At 68.9% G+C, this 18,241-nt stretch carries 20 protein-coding genes; 12 read left to right on the top strand and 8 right to left on the bottom strand.

Going from position 1 to position 18,241, the window contains the following annotated elements:
- Positions 1-3: 3 nt before the first annotated feature.
- The gene (locus tag AC1RVW_RS07300; protein ID WP_493198968.1) at positions 4-957 is read right to left on the bottom strand and encodes a LysR family transcriptional regulator; all 954 of its coding nucleotides are present in this window, start codon (positions 955-957) and stop codon (positions 4-6) included.
- Positions 958-1,045: 88 nt separating this feature from the next.
- Between AC1RVW_RS07300 and AC1RVW_RS07305 the strand changes: the two genes are divergently transcribed.
- A complete protein-coding gene (locus AC1RVW_RS07305) occupies positions 1,046-2,137 on the top strand; it encodes an adenosine deaminase family protein (protein ID WP_493198969.1) in 1,092 nt (363 codons plus the stop codon).
- Positions 2,138-2,145: 8 nt separating this feature from the next.
- Positions 2,146-3,123: a Bug family tripartite tricarboxylate transporter substrate binding protein gene (locus AC1RVW_RS07310; protein WP_493198971.1), complete on the top strand. Its 978-nt coding sequence runs from the start codon at positions 2,146-2,148 to the stop codon at positions 3,121-3,123.
- Positions 3,124-3,150: 27 nt separating this feature from the next.
- Here the strand turns inward: AC1RVW_RS07310 and AC1RVW_RS07315 are convergent, their stop codons facing one another.
- Positions 3,151-3,603, bottom strand: coding sequence for a CBS domain-containing protein (locus tag AC1RVW_RS07315; protein ID WP_081270267.1), 453 nt, complete (start codon positions 3,601-3,603; stop codon positions 3,151-3,153).
- Positions 3,604-3,778: 175 nt separating this feature from the next.
- Here AC1RVW_RS07315 and AC1RVW_RS07320 point away from each other — a divergent pair, with 175 nt between their 5' ends.
- Positions 3,779-5,089 (top strand): O-acetylhomoserine aminocarboxypropyltransferase, encoded by a 1,311-nt coding sequence (locus AC1RVW_RS07320; RefSeq protein WP_493198973.1) that lies wholly within the window; start codon positions 3,779-3,781, stop codon positions 5,087-5,089.
- A 1-nt stretch (position 5,090) separates the two neighbouring features.
- A complete protein-coding gene (locus AC1RVW_RS07325) occupies positions 5,091-5,909 on the top strand; it encodes an alpha/beta fold hydrolase (RefSeq protein WP_409195945.1) in 819 nt (272 codons plus the stop codon).
- Between the two features lie 18 nt (positions 5,910-5,927).
- Here the strand turns inward: AC1RVW_RS07325 and AC1RVW_RS07330 are convergent, their stop codons facing one another.
- The 3 genes from AC1RVW_RS07330 to AC1RVW_RS07340 form a co-directional block, all read right to left on the bottom strand.
- Entirely contained in the window at positions 5,928-6,959 is a 1,032-nt protein-coding gene (locus tag AC1RVW_RS07330) for a Bug family tripartite tricarboxylate transporter substrate binding protein (RefSeq protein ID WP_493198975.1), read from the bottom strand.
- Positions 6,960-7,095: 136 nt separating this feature from the next.
- On the bottom strand, positions 7,096-8,085 hold the full coding sequence (locus AC1RVW_RS07335) for a Bug family tripartite tricarboxylate transporter substrate binding protein (RefSeq protein WP_493198977.1): 990 nt from the start codon (positions 8,083-8,085) through the stop codon (positions 7,096-7,098).
- 8 nt (positions 8,086-8,093) lie between these two features.
- Positions 8,094-9,524 carry a M20 family metallopeptidase gene (locus AC1RVW_RS07340; RefSeq protein WP_493198979.1) on the bottom strand — a complete coding sequence of 477 codons (1,431 nt, stop codon included), beginning with the start codon at positions 9,522-9,524 and terminating at the stop codon, positions 8,094-8,096.
- A gap of 115 nt (positions 9,525-9,639) precedes the next feature.
- On the opposite strand from AC1RVW_RS07340, the gene AC1RVW_RS07345 reads away from it, so the two are divergent.
- Positions 9,640-10,590 (top strand): LysR family transcriptional regulator, encoded by a 951-nt coding sequence (locus tag AC1RVW_RS07345; protein ID WP_285414410.1) that lies wholly within the window; start codon positions 9,640-9,642, stop codon positions 10,588-10,590.
- A gap of 6 nt (positions 10,591-10,596) precedes the next feature.
- On the opposite strand, the gene AC1RVW_RS07350 is transcribed toward AC1RVW_RS07345, so the two are convergent.
- Together AC1RVW_RS07350 and AC1RVW_RS07355 are read right to left on the bottom strand one after the other, a co-directional pair.
- Positions 10,597-11,259 carry an NAD-dependent epimerase/dehydratase family protein gene (locus AC1RVW_RS07350; RefSeq protein ID WP_493198982.1) on the bottom strand — a complete coding sequence of 221 codons (663 nt, stop codon included), beginning with the start codon at positions 11,257-11,259 and terminating at the stop codon, positions 10,597-10,599.
- A gap of 14 nt (positions 11,260-11,273) precedes the next feature.
- A complete protein-coding gene (locus AC1RVW_RS07355; protein WP_081270260.1) occupies positions 11,274-11,657 on the bottom strand; it encodes a thioredoxin family protein in 384 nt (127 codons plus the stop codon).
- Between the two features lie 113 nt (positions 11,658-11,770).
- Here AC1RVW_RS07355 and AC1RVW_RS07360 point away from each other — a divergent pair, with 113 nt between their 5' ends.
- Entirely contained in the window at positions 11,771-12,109 is a 339-nt protein-coding gene (locus AC1RVW_RS07360) for an Mpo1-like protein (protein ID WP_493198984.1), read from the top strand.
- Positions 12,110-12,114: 5 nt separating this feature from the next.
- On the opposite strand, the gene AC1RVW_RS07365 is transcribed toward AC1RVW_RS07360, so the two are convergent.
- Positions 12,115-13,326, bottom strand: a complete 1,212-nt coding sequence (locus AC1RVW_RS07365; protein ID WP_081270258.1) for a YihY family inner membrane protein — start codon at positions 13,324-13,326, stop codon at positions 12,115-12,117.
- A gap of 109 nt (positions 13,327-13,435) precedes the next feature.
- Here AC1RVW_RS07365 and AC1RVW_RS07370 point away from each other — a divergent pair, with 109 nt between their 5' ends.
- From AC1RVW_RS07370 to AC1RVW_RS07395, 6 genes are all read left to right on the top strand, one after another.
- Complete coding sequence (locus tag AC1RVW_RS07370) at positions 13,436-13,855, top strand: DUF2069 domain-containing protein (protein ID WP_409195953.1); 420 nt, start codon at positions 13,436-13,438, stop codon at positions 13,853-13,855.
- Positions 13,852-15,279: an FAD-binding oxidoreductase gene (locus AC1RVW_RS07375; protein WP_493198986.1), complete on the top strand. Its 1,428-nt coding sequence runs from the start codon at positions 13,852-13,854 to the stop codon at positions 15,277-15,279. Before AC1RVW_RS07370 ends, AC1RVW_RS07375 begins: the two co-directional genes overlap by 4 nt.
- A gap of 66 nt (positions 15,280-15,345) precedes the next feature.
- Positions 15,346-16,188 (top strand): thymidylate synthase, encoded by an 843-nt coding sequence (locus tag AC1RVW_RS07380; RefSeq protein ID WP_493198988.1) that lies wholly within the window; start codon positions 15,346-15,348, stop codon positions 16,186-16,188.
- 5 nt (positions 16,189-16,193) lie between these two features.
- On the top strand, positions 16,194-16,715 hold the full coding sequence (locus tag AC1RVW_RS07385; protein WP_493199006.1) for a dihydrofolate reductase: 522 nt from the start codon (positions 16,194-16,196) through the stop codon (positions 16,713-16,715).
- Positions 16,712-17,833 carry a phosphatidate phosphatase App1 family protein gene (locus AC1RVW_RS07390; RefSeq protein WP_493198990.1) on the top strand — a complete coding sequence of 374 codons (1,122 nt, stop codon included), beginning with the start codon at positions 16,712-16,714 and terminating at the stop codon, positions 17,831-17,833. The genes AC1RVW_RS07385 and AC1RVW_RS07390 overlap by 4 nt, the downstream gene beginning before the upstream one ends.
- Positions 17,834-18,000: 167 nt before the next feature.
- Positions 18,001-18,240 carry a hypothetical protein gene (locus AC1RVW_RS07395; protein ID WP_007829428.1) on the top strand — a complete coding sequence of 80 codons (240 nt, stop codon included), beginning with the start codon at positions 18,001-18,003 and terminating at the stop codon, positions 18,238-18,240.
- The last annotated feature ends 1 nt before the right edge of the window (position 18,241 follow it).

Raw genomic sequence — 18,241 nt, forward strand, 5'->3', positions numbered from 1 at the left:
CGCTCAGCGCCGCGCGCGCTGCGCCTTGCTCACGCGCCGCACGATCGCCTCGCCGGCCTGCGGAAGCCTGTCGCGCAGGAACGCGATCAGCTCCTGCGCCACCACGTTGCGCATCGGCCCCGGCAGGTAGGCCAGCACCACGCGGCGCTCGACGCGCGGCTTCAGCAGCGGCACCACGGCCAGTTCGGGGTCGCGCAGCGAAGAGGTGTACAGGCGCGGCATCAGCCCCAGCGCCTGCCCGCTGCGCACCAGCGCATAGAGCGTTTCCGAATAGCTCACGCGATAGGGCTCCGCGCCCTGCGCGAACTGCGCACGCGCCGGGTTGCCCAGCGCGGGCATGCTGCCGCTCTCGAACAGCACCAGCCGCTCCTTGCCGATGGCCTCCCAGTTCGCGTCGCCGGCGGCCGCCAGCGCATGGTCGCGCCGCACCACCAGCACCAGCGGGTCTCGGAACAGATCGATGCAGGTCAGGCCGCCGGGCGGCTCGGTGATGGCGGCCACCGCCATGTCGATCTGCCCGCTGCGCAGCTCGGCCAGCAGCGTGTTCGACGGCGCGTCGCGCCAGGCCAGCTCCACCTCGCGCTGGCCGCTGCCCAGAAACTCGCTGGCCGCGGCCGCCACGCGCGCACTGGCCGAGGGAATGACGCCCACGCGCACGAAGGCCCGGCCGCGCTGCACCGTGCTTTCGATGTCGCGCAGCGCCACGTCGAAGGTGTTGACCAGGAAGTCGGTGCGCGCCAGCACCTCGGCGCCCACGGGCGTGAGTTCCAGCCGGTGGGTGGAGCGGGTCAGCAGCTCCGCGCCCAGCAGCTTTTCCATCTGCTTGATGGCGTTGCTCAGGGCCGGCTGCGTGATGGAAAGCCGCCTGGCAGCGCGGCCGAACTGGCCTTCTTCCACCAGCACCGAGAAGAACTGCAGCTGGCGCAGCGTGAGCGCACGCAGGGGCAAGGCGGCCATGGACGCATCCTCGGTTATTGATTCAGTGAATCAAATTATAGAAATTCAAAATTTTCCTTATGAGGAGGCAATTACTAGACTGGTCAGCATGACCAGCCCCACCCCTGCTCCCTTCACGCTGGAATCGATGCTGCGGGCCATGCCCAAGGCCGAGCTGCACTGCCACCTGTTCGGCACGGTGCGCCACGAGACCTTCAAGCAGCTCAACCTGCGCGCCGGCGCGCCGCTGGCGGCCGACGAGATCGAGGGCTTCTACACGCGCGGAGAAAAACCGGTCGGCGTGCTGCGCGTGCTGCGCGCGCTCGACGCCCAGCTGGTTCGCGGCCCCGGCGACCTGTACCAGCTCACGCTCGAATACCTGCAGGACGCGGCCTCGCACAACGTGCGCTATGCCGAGTTCTTCTGGAACCCCACCGGCACGGTGCATGAATCGGGCATTGCCTATCCGATGGCACAGGCGGCCATCGTGCGCGCCATCCACGACGCGCAGCAGGATTTCGGCATCACCGGCCGGCTCATTGCCGCCATCGACCGCGAAGCCAGCCCGCAGGCCGCGGTGGAAATGGTGGAGTGGGTCAAGGCGCACCGCTGCGACGAGGTGATCGGCATCGGCATCGACTACCGCGAGAACGACCGTCCGCCAGAGCTGTTCACCCAGGCCTATGCCGATGCGAAGAAAGCCGGCCTCAAGACCACCGCGCACGCGGGCGAGTTCGGCATGCCCTGGACCAACGTGCGCACCGCGCTCGACGTGCTGCAGGTCGACCGCATCGACCACGGCTACACGGTGGTCGACCAGCCCGACTACGCGCGCCAGTGCGCCGAGCGCGGCGTGATCTTCACCGTGGTGCCCACCAATTCGTACTACCTGCGCACGCTGCCGCCGGAGCGCTGGGCGCTGGACCATCCGATCCGCAGGATGCCCGGCCTGGGCCTGCGCATCCACCCCAACACCGACGACCCGACGCTGCACAAGGTCACGCCCACGCAGGCCTGGTTGATGATGGTGCGCGACTTCGGCTTCGGCCTGGACGACCTGCGCGGCTTCATGCACAACGGCCTGGACGGCGCATGGATCGACGACACGCAGCGCCGCGAATGGCGCACGCAATGGAGCGACGCGTTCGACACGCTGCGCGACCGCCTCGACACCGAACCCGCCCCCACCACCCTCGAATGACCCACGCCATGAACACTCCCCGCCGCCTGCTTATCACCGCCGCGCTTTGCGCGGCCCTGCCCACCGCGGCGCTCGCGCAGGCCTGGCCCACGGCCAAGCCCATCACGCTGATCGTTCCCTACACCGCCGGCGGCAGCGTGGACGTGAATGCGCGCCTCGTCGCGCAGCGCCTCGGCGAGCGGCTCAAGCAGTCGGTGGTCATCGAGAACGTGAGCGGTGCGGGCGGCGCCATCGGCGTGGCCAAGGCGGTGAACGCCGCGCCCGACGGCTACACGCTGGTGGTGGGGCCCGACAGCGCCATCGCCATCGGCAAGCTGGTGAACCCGACCGCCTTCCGCTTCGATCCGCTGAAAGACCTGGCGCCGGTCGGCCTGCTCAACACCGCGCCGATGGTGCTGGTGGCGCGGCCCGCCCTGGAGGCCCAGACTTTTTCCGACTTCGTGAAGCTCGCGAAGGCCAAGCCCGGCAAGTACAACTACGCGACCTCGGGCGTGGGCACGGTGCTGCAACTGGCCATGGAACTGCTGAAGGAGCGCAGCGGCATCTTCGTCACCCACGTGCCCTACCGCGGCGGCGCGCAGATTGCCACCGACGTGATCGGCGACCAGGTCGACCTGGCCATGCTGGTGAGCACCAGCGCCATACCGCACGTGAACGGCAAGCGCCTGAAGGCCCTCGGCATCACCAGCAGCAAGCGGCTGCCCACGCTGCCCAATGTGCCTACCTTCGACGAGATGCCTGGCCTCAAGGGCTTCGACATGGTGAGCTGGACCGGCATCTTCGCGCCCGCGAAAACGCCGCCGGCGGTGGTCGCGCAGATCAACCAGGAACTCAATGCGGTGCTGCAGGAAGAAGGCGTGCGCTCCAAGCTGATGGAGCAGGGCGCGCTGCCGGGCAGCGGCACGCCGGAGTCGTTCGGCAAGTTCGTGCAGGCGGAATACGCACGCAACCAGAAGATCGTGCAGACCGCCAACATCAAAGAGTAGGGCTCGCCTCCAACGCGGAGGCAGCGCTCAGCCGGTCTTTTCGTCTTCCGCGGGCCAGTCGCGGATGTAGGCCTTGAGCATCTTGTTCTCGAAGTTCTGGCTGTCCACCACGGCCTTGGCCACGTCGTAGAAGCTGATCACGCCCATCAGCATGCGCTTGTCCATGACGGGCATGTAGCGTGCGTGGCGCTCCAGCATGATGCGGCGGATTTCGTCGAGGTCGGTTTCCAGGGTGCAGGTGACGGGGGCGTCGTCCATGGCCTTGCGGACCAGCGTGGTGCCGACCTGGCCGCCGTTGTTGACGATGGCGACGATCACTTCCCGGAAGGTGAGCATGCCGACCAGGTCGCCGTGCTCCATGACCACCAGCGAACCGATGTCCTTTTCCGCCATGGTGTTGGCGGCGTCTGCCAGCGGGTCGTCTGGCGTGATGGTGAAGAGCGTGTTGCCCTTGACGCGAAGGATGTCGCTGACTTTCATCGTGTGCTCCTCTCGGGACTCAATCTCGGCTATCTCTGGTGTATCTGGGCGGGCCTGCCGTTTTTGAATATAGCCCACAATCGACGCCGACCTGAGCGCCCTTGTCGCGGACGCATGAATTGCAGACGTAACGGGGCATTGCCAGGAGACAACGCTCAGACACAGAAAGGCCTTCATGCCCGGTTATTCCGACCCCGGTTTCGACACCCTCGCGCTGCACGCCGGCGCCTCGCCCGACCCCGCCACCGGCGCGCGGGCCGTGCCGATCCACCTCACCACCTCCTTCGTCTTCGAGTCGAGCGACCACGCCGCCGCGCTGTTCAACCTGGAGCGCGCCGGCCACGTCTATTCGCGCATCAGCAACCCGACCAACGCGGTGCTGGAGCAGCGCGTGTCGGCGCTCGAAGGCGGCATCGGCGCCATCGCCACCGCCAGCGGACAGGCCGCGCTGCACCTGTCGGTGGCCACGCTGATGGGCGCGGGCTCGCACATCGTGGCCAGCACGGCGCTGTACGGCGGCTCGCAGAACCTGCTGTACTACACGATGCGCCGCTTCGGCATCGAGACCACCTTCGTCAAGCCCGGCGACCTGGACGGCTGGCGCAACGCCGTGCGGCCCGAGACAAAGCTGTTCTTCGGCGAAACCGTGGGCAACCCCGGGCTCGACGTGCTCGACATTCCCGCGGTGAGCGACATCGCCCACGAAGCCGGCGTGCCGCTGCTGGTCGACTCCACGCTCACCTCGCCCTACCTCATCAAGCCCTTCGACTGGGGCGCCGACCTGGTCTACCACTCGGCCACCAAGTTCCTGTCGGGCCACGGCACCGTGATCGGCGGGGTGGTGGTCGACGGCGGCAGCTTCGACTGGGAGAAGTCGGGCAAGTTCGCCGAGCTGACGCAGGCCTACGACGGCTTCCACAACATGGTGTTCAGCGAGGAAAGCACCGTCGGCGCCTTCCTGCTGCGCGCGCGCCGCGAAGGCCTGCGCGACTTCGGCGCCTCGATGAGCCCGCACACGGCCTGGCTCATCCTGCAGGGCATCGAGACCCTGCCGCTGCGCATGGAGCGCCACATCGACAACACGCAGAAGGTGGTCGAGTTCCTGGCCGCGCACCCGTTCGTGTCGCGCGTGGGACATCCGCTGATCGAGTCGCACCCGAGCCACGCGCTCGCGCAGAAGCTGCTGCGCCACGGCGCGCGCGGCGCCGGCGCGGTGTTCAGCTTCGACATCAAGGGCAGCCGGGCGCAGGGCAAGGCCTTCATCGAAGCGCTCAAGCTGTTCAGCCACCTGGCCAACGTGGGCGACTGCCGCAGCCTGGTGATCCACCCGGCCAGCACCACCCACTTCCGCATGACCGACGAGGCGCTGGCCGGCGCGGGCATCTCGCAAGGCACGATCCGCCTGTCGATCGGCCTGGAAGACGCTGCCGACCTGATCGACGACCTCAAGCGCGCGCTGAAGGCGGCGGAAAAGGCGGGTGCCTGACATGAACTACATCGTCAACGGCCACGGCACCTACTGCTACACCGGCGGCAAGCCGCTCGACCCGGCCAGGCCCACGGCCGTGTTCATCCACGGCGTGCTGAACGACCACAGCGTGTGGATCCTGCAGACCCGCTGGTTCGCCAACCACGGCTGGAACGTGCTGGCGGTCGACCTGCCCGGCCATTGCAAGAGCGAAGGCCCGCCGCCCGCCAGCGTGGAAGAGGCGGCGCAGTTCGTCATCGCGCTGCTCGACGCGGCGGGCGTGGAGAAAGCCGCGCTGGTCGGCCACAGCTTCGGCTCGCTCATTGCGCTGGAGACCGCTGCGCGCGCGCCCGGGCGCGTGTCGCACCTGGCGATGGTGGGCACGGCCTACCCGATGACGGTGTCGCCCGCGCTGCTCGACGGCGCGCTCAACGACCCGCAGCGCGCCATCGCGATGGTCAACACCTTCTCGCATGCGCTGCTGGCGCCGCCGCCCTCCTCGCTCGGGCCTGGAACCTGGCTCTACGGCAGCTCGCGCGCGCTGATGCGCCGCGTGCTCGCGAGCAACCGCGACGCCAACGTGTTCCACATCGGCTTCAAGGCCTGCAACGACTACGCCAACGGCGAAGCGGCCATGGAAAAGGTGCAGTGCCCGGTGCTGTTCCTGCTCGGCGACGCCGACCAGATGACGCCGCCGCGTGCCACCAAGGCGCTGGTGGGCAAGGCCCGCAGCGGCAAGGTGGTGACGGTGCACGCCGGCCACGCGCTGATGAGCGAGGCGCCGGACGCGGTGCTGTTCGCGTTGCGCGACTTCCTGAATGCGGCGCCTGCCGCCTGAAGCCGCCGCGCTGGCGGCTCAGTCCAGCGAGATGCCCGCGCGGTCGGCCTGCACGCGGTAGCGCGAAATCTCGCTCTCGGCCTCCTTGCGGAAGGCTTCCGGGCCGACCGTCACGGGGTCCATGCCCTGTGCGCGCAGGTTCGCCTGCAAGGCAGCGTCGTCCATGGCCCGCGTGACCGCCCGGGAAAGCGCGTCGAGCACCGGCGCCGGCGTGCGCGCCGGGGCGGCCAGCCCGAACCAGGCTTCGAACGTGGCATCGGGCAAGCCCTGCTCCGCCAGGGTGCGCACCCCAGGCAACGCACCGGAGCGTCCGGCGCCGAACACGGCCAGCGCACGCAGCCGGCCCGCATTCACAAGCGGCGCCAGCGCGCCCGCCACCTCGATGCCCAGGTCCACTTCGCCGGCGCTCAGGGCCACGGCAAGCTGGCCCGTGTTGCGGTAGGGCACGGCCTGCAGACGGATGCCCGCTGCGGCGGCAAGCATCTCGCCCGCCAGGTGCGGGCCCGACCCCGGGCCGAAGGTGCCGTAGCGAATGCGCCCCGGGTGCGCCCTGGCCGCCGCGATCAGCTCGGGCAGCGAATGCCAGGGCGTGTCCTTGCCCCCCACGAGTGCGAGCGAACTGCGCGCGACGATGGCAATGGGCGCCAGGTCGCGCGCCGGGTCGTAGGGCAGCTTCTTGCGCAGCGCCGGGTTGATGCTGAAGCTGGTCGATCCCGAGAGCAGCAGCGTGTGGCCGTCAGGCACCGAGCGCACGACGTACTGGGTGCCGATGACGGTGGCTGCGCCCGGCCTGTTGTCGATGAACACCGGCTGGCCCAGTTGCTGGGACAGAGGCCGCGCGAGGACACGGGCCACGATGTCGCTGCCGCCGCCGGCCGTGAACGGCACCACCATGCGGATCGGCCTTTGCGGCCAGTCGCCCTTCGCAGCCGTTTGCGCATGGGCGCCCGACACCGCGGCCAGGCACAGCAGAACGCCCTGCCCCCAGCGCCGGAGGACGAGCAGGGCATGAAGAAGAACGCCGAGGATGCGGGACGAAAGCTGGGTCATGGAATCCGCGCCGGGCCGGGCGAGCGGCCCGGCCGGTTGCCGCACGGGCAACGAACAGATTTGCAGTTTGCCCCATGCCATCCATCCGTGCAGCCCGAGGGCCCGAGTTCGCGCACCTGTCCTACCTGCCCGGCATCTACTCGGCGGCGATGCCCGCGCGGTGCGCCAGCGCGCGGTAGCGCGAAATCTCGCCCTCCATCTGCGCGCGGAAGGCGGCCGAGCCGATGGCCACCGGCTCCATGCCCTGCGCGCGCAGCTGCGCCTGCAGCGAGGCATTGGCCATGGTGGCCGTGACCGCGCGGGCCAGCTTGTCGATCACCGGGGCCGGGGTGCGCGCCGGCGCGGCAAAGCCGTACCAGGCGTCGAAGGTGGCATCGGGCAGGCCCTGCTCGGCGAGCGTGCGCACCTCGGGCAGCATGCTGGAGCGCGTGGCCCCCACGATGCCCAGCGCACGCAGCTTGCCCGAGCGCACATGCGGCGCTACCGCCGCCACGGTGTCGATGCCCAACTCGATCTCGCCGCCGATCACGGCCATCGAACTCTGGCTGCTGCCCTTGTACGGAATGTCCTGCAGCTGGATGCCGGCGGCCAGCGCGAAGAGTTCGCCCGCCAGGTGCGGGCCCGAGCCCGAGCCGAAGGTGGCATAGCGGATGCTCTTCGGCCTGGCCTTGGCGGCCGCGACGAGCTCCGGCACCGAATGCCACGGCGTGCCCTTGCCCACCACCAGCACCAGCGGCGTGCGCGCGACGATGGCGACGGGCGCCAGGTCGCGCACCGGGTCGTACGGCAGCTTTGCGCGCAGCGCCGGGTTCACGCTGTAGCTGGTCGAGCCCGAGAGCAGCAGCGTGTAGCCGTCGGGCGCGGCCTTGGCGACGGCGTCGGTGCCGATGATGGTCGAGGCACCGGGTCGGTTGTCGACGACGATGGGCTGGCCGAGCCGCTCCGACAGGGTCTGCCCCATCGCGCGCGCCACGAGGTCGGTGCCGCCGCCCGGCGGGAAGGGCACGACGAGCTTGATGGGGCGCTCGGGCCAGGCGTCCTGGGCGAACGCGGGCGCATGGGTGCCCAGCACGGCGGAAGCGGAAAGCAGCAGCCCGAAGCGGCGGCGTGAAATGGCGAGGTTCATGGTGCGAGTCAGGAGGAGGAAGAAGAAACGGATGCCGGCAGCCGCCCGGCGGCCCACGGCGCGAGCCCCGGCTCGCCCAGGTCCCAGTACAGGCCGGCCATGATCTGCAGGCCTTCGCGCGCCAGCGGCGCGAGCAGGTGCTCGTTGGGTGCGTGCTGCGCGCAGGCGGGGTACGAATGCGGCACCCACAGCGTCGGCAGGCCCAGCAGGTCGGCGAACACATCGTTGGGCAGCGAGCCCGCGAGGTTGGGCAGCAGGTCCAGGCGATGCCCGCTGCTGCGCTCGATGGACTGCCGGGCCCAGCCGACCCACGGGTTTTCCACGTCGAGCCGCGTGGCCGCGCCGGTCAGCGTGATCGCCACCTCGACCTGCCCGAAGCCATGCGCATCGAGGTGCGCGCGCACGATCTGCCGCAGGTCCTGCCAGGGCGTGCCGACCACGAAGCGCAACTGGCAATGCGCCACGGCCTCCGAGGGAATCGCATTGACCGGCCGCACGGCGGAGCCGGCGCCCAGCGCCAGCACCTCGATGGTGTTCCAGGCCACCAGCCGTTCGGCCGGGCTCAGGCCGGGCTCGCCCCAGCCTTCGTCGACGGCGGGGTCGTCCGCGCCGCCGCCGATGGCGATGTCGGCGAGCGCGTCGCGCACCGCCTGCGAGACCGGCGGCGGGCGCAGGGCCTCGACGAGGATGCGGCCTCGCGCATCCACCAGCGAAGCCACCGCATGGCTGAGCACCGTGCCCGGGTTGACCAGCACGCCGCCCCAGTTGCCCGAGTGGTAGCCGCGCGGCCGGGCGCGCAGCCGCAGGCTGAAGTTGACCGCGCCGCGCGAACCCAGGAACAGCGTGGGCCGCAGGGCGCTCACGCGCGGGCCGTCGCTGGCAATGAAGAGGTCGGCGCGCAGCTTGTCGCGCTCCTGCGCGCACACCGCGTGCAGGCCGGGCGAAGCGGCCTCCTCGCCCATCTCGACGAGCCAGGTCACGTTGTAGCCCAGGCGCCCGCCGCGCGCCTGCAGCGCCGCCGCGAGGCCGCCCAGGTTGATGCTGTGCTGGCCCTTGTTGTCGGCCGTGCCGCGGCCGTACCAGCGCTCGCCGCGCACCGTGAGCGCCCACGGCGCGAGGCCCTCTTCCCAATTCGCGTCCTGCCCGCTGACCACGTCGCCGTGGCCGTAGGTCATGACCGTGGGCAGCGACGGGTCCTCGATGCGGCGCGCGATGAGAAAGGGCCCGCCGCGGGGCACCGGGTTGGCGATGACCTCGCAGGCGAAGCCGAGCGCCGAGAGGGGCGGAATCATCTCTTCGCGCAGGTAGGCCTCGAGCGCGGGCGTGGCGGCGCCGGTGTCGCTTTCGGTGCGAAAGGCGACGCGGCGCTGGAGGTCGGCGAAGAAGCCGCCGCCGTCGAAATAGGCCGTGGCGGCGGCCAGGCTGTCGGTGCGTTGCATGAAGTGTGTCCTTGTCCTTGCGGGGGTGGAGCAAGTACAAGGCCTGAAGGCCGATGCTTCCAGCATCGTTTTGGCAAGCTACCATTGCCTTCAAGGCAACACCCATCCGGCGCACATGACCCTTCCGCTTCTCAGCATCCCGATGCGGCACTTCCTCGAAGTGGCGCGCAGCGGCTCGGTCAACCAGGCGGCGGCGCGGCTCTACGTCGCGTCGTCGGCGGTGAGCCGGCAGATCGCCAAGCTCGAGGACAGCCTGGGCACGCCGCTGTTCGAGCGGCATGCGCGCGGCATGGCGCTCACTGCGGCGGGCGAGCGGCTGGCGGCGCACCTGCGCAATGCGCAGCTCGACATCGAACAGGTGGTCGAGCAGGTGCGCGACCTCGGCGGCCAGGGGGCGCGGCGAATCCGCATGGCGTGCACCGAGGGCTTCGCGGGGCACTTCATGCCGCTGGTGATGCGCAGCTTCGAGCAGGCGCACCCCGGTTGCCAGCTCGAGCTGCACGTGGGCTCGCCCGACGGCGTGAGCGCGCTGCTGGCGCGCGGCGAGACCGACATCGGCCTCAAGTACGTGGTGGCGCCGGAACCCGGCCTGGCAATAGCGCACACCGCCACCGCGCCGGTATACGCCGTGCTGCGGCCCGACCATCCGCTGGCGCGCCAGCGCGTGGTGTCGGTGGCCGACGCGGTGCGCTACCCGCTGGCGGTGGGCGACAAGGGCGTCACCGCGCGCCAGCTGTTCGACCAGGCCTGCAGCCTGCAGGGCCTGCGCTACCAGGCGATCTTCGTGAGCAATTTCTCGTCGGTGCTGCTGCCGCTGCTGCGCACGCCCGACGTGATGCTGTCGGGCCATCTCACGGTGATGCACCTGATCGACGCGGGCACCGTGGTGGCGCGGCCGTTCGCCGAAGCGCCGCTGCAGCAGCGGCAGTTGCAGGTGCTGGCGCTCGAAGGCCGCACCTTGCCGCCGCTGGCGCAGGAATTCGTCGGGCACCTGGTGGCTGCGATCGCCAGCGCGGGCCGGCGCAAGCTCGGGCGTGCACGCGCGGGCGCCGCCGCTGCTGCCTGAGCAGGCTCAGCCCAGCGCGTTGATGTCGGCCGGGTCGAGCACGACCTTGGGCGCGCCGTTGCGCGCCACGGCCAGCATCGCGCGGCCGACCTTCTCGGTGGTCGTCACCCGGTTCGGCCAGAGCCGGTAGGCCAGGCCGAGCAGCGGGCCGAGCACGCGGATGGCGGCGTCGTAGAGCGGCGTCTTCGAGCGCACGCCGTGCATCGGCTGGATCATGCCGGGGCGGAACATGTAGGCCGCCTTGAACGGCAGGCGCAGCAAGGCGTTTTCGGTCGCGCCCTTCACGCGGGCCCACATGCTGTTGCCGCGCTCGCTGCTGTCGGTGCCCGCGCCGGTCACGTAGGTGAAGGTCATGCCGAGGTTCAGCCTGGCGAGCACGGTGGCGGCGGCCAGCGTCAGGTCGTAGGTGATGCGCTTGTACTCCGGCTCCTTCATGCCGACCGAAGACACACCCAGGCAGAAGAAGCAGGCGTCGAAGCCCTGCAGCTGCGGCTCGATGGCGCCGTAGTCGTACATGTCCTTGTGCACCAGGTCGCGCAGCTTCGGGTGCTGCTGGCAGGTGGCGCTGCGGCCCACGGCCACCACGCTTTCGACGTCGGGCGCGAGCAGGCACTCGCGCAGCACGCCCTGCCCCACCATGCCGGTGGCGCCGAAGATCAGGATTTTCATGGGCAGGGTTCCGGTCAGACCGTGAAGACGGCGGGCTTTTTGTTCAGCACCGCGAGCAGCAGGTCGACGTCCAGGCTCGAAGGCTTGGGCGGCTGCAGCGCCGAGAGCATGCGCGAGAGCGTCTCCGCATGCGGCAGCAGTGGGCCGAGGAAGCGCGTGCCATCCGCACCGGCCACCAGCAGGGTCGGGAAGGTCTCGACGTCGAAGGCATCGGCGATGTCGGCGTGGTCTTCGATGTCGACCCAGGCGAAGCGGAACTCCGGGTGCGCGCTCGCCACCTGCTGCAGCAGCGGCCGGTAGTCGCGGCAGGTGCCGCACCATTCGGCGCACAGGCACACGACCCACGGCGCATCGCTGGCGGGCTCGGCGGATTCTGGGGTGCTTGGAAGTGCGCTCAAGGCTGATGCGTCAAAGGTGTGATCGGAAGACCGGATGGTGCGGTCGCAAGGTCGTGGCTATTATGGACAAAGCCCTCCGCCAACGGGTTCCGGGGGCACAGGAGACTCGCACGATGAACACCACGACTGCCACGGGATCTGCCGTCGATCCGCGCCAATTCAAGAGCTTCGCGCAGTTCTATCCCTTCTACCTGACCGAGCACGCCAACCTCACCTGCCGCAGGCTGCACTTCGCGGGCTCGACGATCTCGCTGCTGTGCCTGCTGGCGCTGGTGGTCACGCTCAACCCGCTGTGGCTGCTGGCCGGGCTGGTGGCGGGCTACGGCTTCGCATGGGTCGGGCACTTCGGCTTCGAGAAGAACAAGCCGGCCTCGTTCAAGCGGCCGCTCTATTCGTTCATGGGCGACTGGGCGATGTACCGCGACATCTGGCTGGGGCGGGTGAAGATCTAGCTCTGCTAGATCAGGAGCACGTCGCCCAGCCTCAGGGAGCGCAGCGGGCCCTTCTGCCAGAGGTCTTCGAGCGGTTCGGCCCGGGGCATCAGCAGTTCCTTCAGCAGCGGCTCGATGGGGGTCGAGGGGTCGGCCAGAAGCACGTAGCGCGGATCTTCGTTGGCGGGCTCTTCCGCCAGCGGTGCGATCCAGTCGAGCGCCACCAGCGTCTCGAGCACCGGCGCGAGCTGCAGCGAATCGACCCGCATGCGCGTCACCAGTTCGGCCGCGCCCATGCCCTTGGCCGGCGTGGCGCGCGCGCGGGCCAGGTGCTGCAGCGATTCCATGGCCAGCTGCAGCGGCCAGCCGGCGGTGCCGCCGCGCCGCGCGACGCCCGTCAGCAGGCTCGGCAGATAGGCCGCGATGACCGCCCCCAGCAGCACGATCACCCAGGCCACGTAGATCCACACCAGCAGGATCGGGAAGGTGGCGAAGGCGCCGTACAGCACCGAATAGGTCGGCACCAGGCTCAGGTAGTAGCCCAGCACGCGCTTGGCGATCTCGATGGCCGCCGCCACGAAGATGCCGCCGGCCCAAGCATGCGACCAGCGCACGTTGGTGTTGGGCACGTAGTGGTAGAGCGAGGCCATGCCGGCCGCGAGCAGCATGAACTCGAGGCTGTCGAAGGCCAGCTTGACCATGGTGCCGCCCACCACATCGCGCGAGGCCGAGAACACATAGGACGTGGTCGACAGGCTCACCGCCAGGATCAGCGGCCCCAGCGTGATGGTGGCCCAGTAGATAAGCACCCGCTGCGCCAGCGGCCGCGGCGAGCGCACGCGCCAGATGTTGTTGAGCGTCTTGTCGATGGTGAGGATCAGCGCAATGGCGGTGATCAGCAGCACGATCAGGCCCGCGATGCCCAGCCCGCTGGCCTTGCTCGCGAACTGGTTCAGGTAGCCGAGCACCTGCCGCGCGATGTTGTCCGGGATCAGGCTCTCGATCAGCCAGCGCTGCAGGCGGCCCTGCATCTTGGCGAACATGGGGAACACGGTGAACAGCGCCAGCGCCACCGTGAAGAACGGCACCATCGCGATGGTGGTGGTGAAGGTGAGGCTGCTGGCCGTGAGGCCGAGCTTGTCTTCGCGGAAACGCTCGCCCAGTACCGCCGCGGTGTTGCGCCACGGAAAACGCGAAAGATCCCTCCAAAGCTGCCGACGATTCATGGCGGATATCATAGGAGTTGAACTCTCCCCCAGTCTCCGCGCACTTCGTGTCGCTGCGCCAACCCCCTCACCGGGGGCGATACCAGCGGCCCGGCAAAGCCGGTTCCGCGGTATCCCGCCAATGAATGCCAACTTGCCGCTCCCGCCCTCCTCCGTTCGCGCGACCCGCTGGGCCGCCGTGGGCAGCCTCGTCGGCCTCATCGTGCTGGGCCTGGCCTGGGAGCTGTGGCTGGCGCCGCTGCGCCCGGGCGGCTCGCTGCTGGCGCTGAAGGTGCTGCCGCTGGTCATTCCGCTCGCGGGCCTGTGGAAGAACCGCATGTACACCTACCGCTGGGTCAGCCTGATGATCTGGCTCTATTTCACCGAGGGCGTGGTGCGCGCATGGAGCGACACCAACGGCGTGGGCCAGGTGCTCGCGCTGGTCGAGGTGCTGCTGTGCCTCGTGCTCTTCGCGGCCTGCGCATGGCACGTGCGGCTGCGCCTGCGCCACGCCAAGGCCCTTGCCGCCACCGCGCGCCCACTGGAGGCTTCCACCCAATGACTTCTTCTTCCGACCTGATCGACCAATTGCGCGCCATCGTCGGCGCCCAGCACGTGCTCAACGAGGGCGACCTCACCGCCTACGAACAGGACTGGCGCAAGCGCGCACGCGGCAAGTCGCTGGCCGTGGTGCGCCCGGCCAACACCCAGCAGGTGGCCGACGTGGTCAAGGCCTGTTCCGCCGCCGGCACGGCCATCGTGCCGCAGGGCGGCAACACCGGCCTGGCGGTCGGCTCCATCCCCGACGACAGCGGCACCCAGGTGGTGCTGAGCCTGCAGCGCCTGAACGCCATCCGCACCATCGACGCCGCCAACCTCACCATGACGGTGGAAGCCGGCTGCATTCTTCAAACACTTCAGGAAACGGCCGAGAAGGCCGGCTTCCTGTTCCCGCTGAGCCTGGCCGCGGAGGGCAGCTGCACCATCGGCGGCAACCTGGCCACCAATGCAGGCGGCACCCAGGTGGTCCGCTACGGCAACACCCGCGAGCTGTGCCTGGGGCTGGAAGTGGTCACGCCACAAGGCGAGATCTGGGAAGGCACCAGCGGCCTGCGCAAGGACAACACCGGCTACGACCTGCGCGACCTGTTCGTGGGCAGCGAGGGCACGCTGGGCATCATCACCGCCGCCACCATGAAGCTGTATCCGCTGCCGGCAGCCCAGCTCACGGCCTGGGCGGCAGTGCCTTCGCTCGACCATGCGGTCACGCTGCTGGGCCTGGCGCACAAGCACCTGGGCCCGGGCCTCACCGGCTTCGAGGTGATGGGCAAGTTCGCGCTGAGCCTGGTCGACAAGCACATGCCGCAACTGCGCGTGCCTTTCATCAACGAAGAGGCGGTGCCGTACTGCGTGCTGCTGGAGAACTCCGACAGCGAATCCGAGGACCACGCCCGTGCACGCTTCGAGGCGCTGCTGGAAACCGCCTTCGAAGACGGCTGCGTCACCGATGCGGTGGTGGCCGAGAACCTCGCGCAGGCGCACCAGCTGTGGCACATCCGCGAGAGCATTCCGCTGGCGCAGGCCGAGGAAGGGCTGAACATCAAGCACGACATCTCGATTCCTGTCTCGCGCATCCCGGCGTTCGTGGAAGAGACCGATGCCTTGCTCAAGCGCGAGATCGAGGGCGTGCGCCTCGTGAACTTCGGCCACCTGGGCGACGGCAACCTGCACTACAACGTGCAGGCGCCGGAGAACATCGACACCAAGGCGTTCCTGAAGAACGAGGAAGAGCGCATCAACACGCTGGTGTACGACGCGGTGGAGAAGTTCGGCGGCTCGTTCTCGGCCGAGCACGGGGTGGGCTCGCTGAAGGTCGACAAGCTGGAGAAGCACAAGTCGCCGGTGGCGCTGGAGATGATGCGGGCGATCAAGCGCGGGCTCGATCCGAAGAACACGCTCAATCCCGGCCGCGTGATCCGGGTCTAGGTCCGGCCGTACCGCCCACCCTCGGACATTTAAAATTCAAAGTCTCCTGCCCGAAGCGCTGCGCCAATGACCTCCACGCCCACCCGCCCCGTCCGCTCCCAGTACGAAGATTTCATGCGCCACGTGGACACCCACGGCGTGTTCAAGAGCGACCGCACGGGCACCGGCACCAAAAGCGTGTTCGGCCACCAGATGCGCTTCGACCTGAACGAGGGCTTCCCGCTGGTCACCACGAAGAAGGTGCACCTGAAGTCCATCATCCAGGAGCTGCTGTGGTTCCTGACCGGATCGAGCAACAACAACTGGCTCAAGGAGCGCGGCGTGACCATCTGGGACGAATGGGCGCGCGAAGACGGCGACCTGGGCCCGGTGTACGGCGTGCAATGGCGCAGCTGGCCCACGCCCGACGGCGGCCACATCGACCAGATCGCCGACGTCATCAAGACGCTGAAGGCCAACCCCGATTCGCGCCGCATCATCGTAAGCGCATGGAACGTGGCCGAGCTGTCGAAGATGGCGCTCATGCCCTGCCATGCCTTCTTCCAGTTCTACGTGGCGCCGCCGCAGGCCGAAGGCGAACGCGGCAGGCTCAGCTGCCAGCTCTACCAGCGCAGCGCCGACATCTTCCTGGGCGTGCCCTTCAACATCGCGAGCTATGCGCTGCTCACGCACATGGTGGCGCAGCAGTGCGACCTCGACGTGGGCGACTTCATCTGGACCGGCGGCGACTGCCACATCTACAGCAACCATGCCGAGCAGGTGGCGCTGCAGCTGAGCCGCACGCCCTACCCGTACCCGACGCTGCACATCAAGCGCAAGCCCGATTCAATCTTCGACTACCAATACGAAGACTTCGAGGTGCTGGACTACCAGCATCACGCGGCCATCAAGGCACCGGTGGCGGTGTGAACGGCATGGGCAAGCCGCGCATCAACCTCATCTTCGCGCGCGCCGCCAACGGCGTGATCGGCGCGAACAACACCATACCCTGGCACCTGCCCGAGGACATGGCGCACTTCAAGCAGCAGACAGCGGGCGCGCCGGTGATCATGGGGCGCAAGACCTGGGACTCGCTGCCGCCGCGCTTCCGGCCGCTGCCGGGCCGGCAGAACATCGTGGTGACACGGCAGGCCGATTGGCGCGCCGAAGGCGCCCTGCACGCAGGCAGCCTGAACGATGCGTTCGCGCTCTGCGAGGCGTATTCGCCCGCCGAGGTGTGGGTCATCGGCGGCGCGCAGATCTACGCCGAGGCCGAGCCGCTGGCACAGCGCGCGGTTGTCACCGAGCTTGCGCGCGACTACGAAGGCGACGCGCACGCGCCCGTGCTCGATGCCGCCGCATGGCGCGAGACACGGCGCGAATCGCACGTCTCCGCCAAGGAAGGCATCGCCTTCGACTTCGTCACCTACGAACGCGCCACCACCAGCCATACATGAGCGAAGGCGCCCCGCATCCGACGACGACCACGCCGGACCCGCGGCGCCGGTCGTTGGTGGCGGGTGCGGCGCTGCTTGCGGGCCTCGCGCCGCTGCAGGGCCTGCGGGCCGCCGAGCCGCTGGAGCCGGACGAAGAAGCGCTCTTCATGAACGGCACGGCGCGCCCTACCGCCGATGGCCGGCTCGAGGTCGACATCCATGCCTGGATCTTCGAGCGCGAACACCGCTGGGGCCTGGACAGCGCGCTCGCCCGCTACCTCGGCCTGAGCCTGCGTAAGCTCTCGCCGGCGGCAAGGCTGCGCTTCAGCCAGCGCACCGCGCTGTTCCACGCCGAGTCGGAAGAAGACAAGGTCATCGACGTCGTCTTCGACGGCAGCCCCACGCGCATCACCATGCCGGCCTCGGGCAAGGACGGGCGCAGCAACCTTCGCATCGTGATCGACGCGCCGCACGATACGCGCGAGTGGGTGCGCTACCACGGCGTGACGGGGCCGGGCGAGCTGCTGCATCGATTCAGGGGCGAGGCGCTGGTGGTGCCTGAGGAAGGCGTGTCGGTCATCTCGGACATCGACGACACCATCAAGCGCACGCAGGTGCGCGACCGGCGCGAGATGCTGCTCAACACCTTCGCGCGCCGCTTCGAGGCCGCGCCGCGCATGGCCGACTGGTATCGCGCGCTGGCGCAGGCGCCCGGCGCGCGCTTCCACTATCTCTCGTCAAGCCCGATACAGCTCTACCCGGCGCTCTCGGACTTCATCCGCAGCGCCGGCTTTCCCGCGGGCAGCATGCATCTGCGCGAGAGCACGACATGGCGCACGCTGATTCCCGGCGACGAGGATTCGCGCGCGCACAAGCTCGGCACGATCGAGCGGCTGCTGGCCGAGTTTCCGCAGCGCCGCTTCGTGCTGGTGGGCGACTCGGGCGAAGCCGATCCGGAAATCTATGCGCATGTCTTTCGCGCGCACCAGGCACGCATCGACAGCATCGTGATCCGCGACGTGACCGGCGAAGGCCGCACCAGCGAGCGCTATCGCGCGACCTTCGATGGCATCGAGCCGGTGCGCTGGCATCTCGTGATGCCCGACACCACGGCGTGGCCCGCGCAGGCGCTGAACTGACGAGCGGTTGCGCCCGAAAACAAACTGGCACCTTCGTCGCACACCACCAAACAAAGGAACACTTCGGTACACGCGATGAAAGGCATGCGCGCCGCAGGGTTTAGACAACGCTAATTGTTTGTGCGCAAAATGTGCCGTCAACGCCTCAACCCAAAAGGAGACGGCTCATGTCCATGGAATTTCTTCGGGTCATCGCCGAGCAGAAATTGCCATACGTCATCCACACGCCCGCGGACATCGACAGGTTGCGCGTGCTGCGTGCGGCCGAACTGGTAACTGCCTTCATCCCCCCGTCGGACCGCGCACCCGATGCGCGCGCCATCCGTCAGCTGGCCCAGGTGGAATCGATCACCGCCAAGGGCAAGCTGGCACTCAACAAAGCCACGTCGGCATTCATCGAGCTCTGAG

Source organism: Variovorax sp. MPBD4-3 (genome assembly GCF_058809745.1).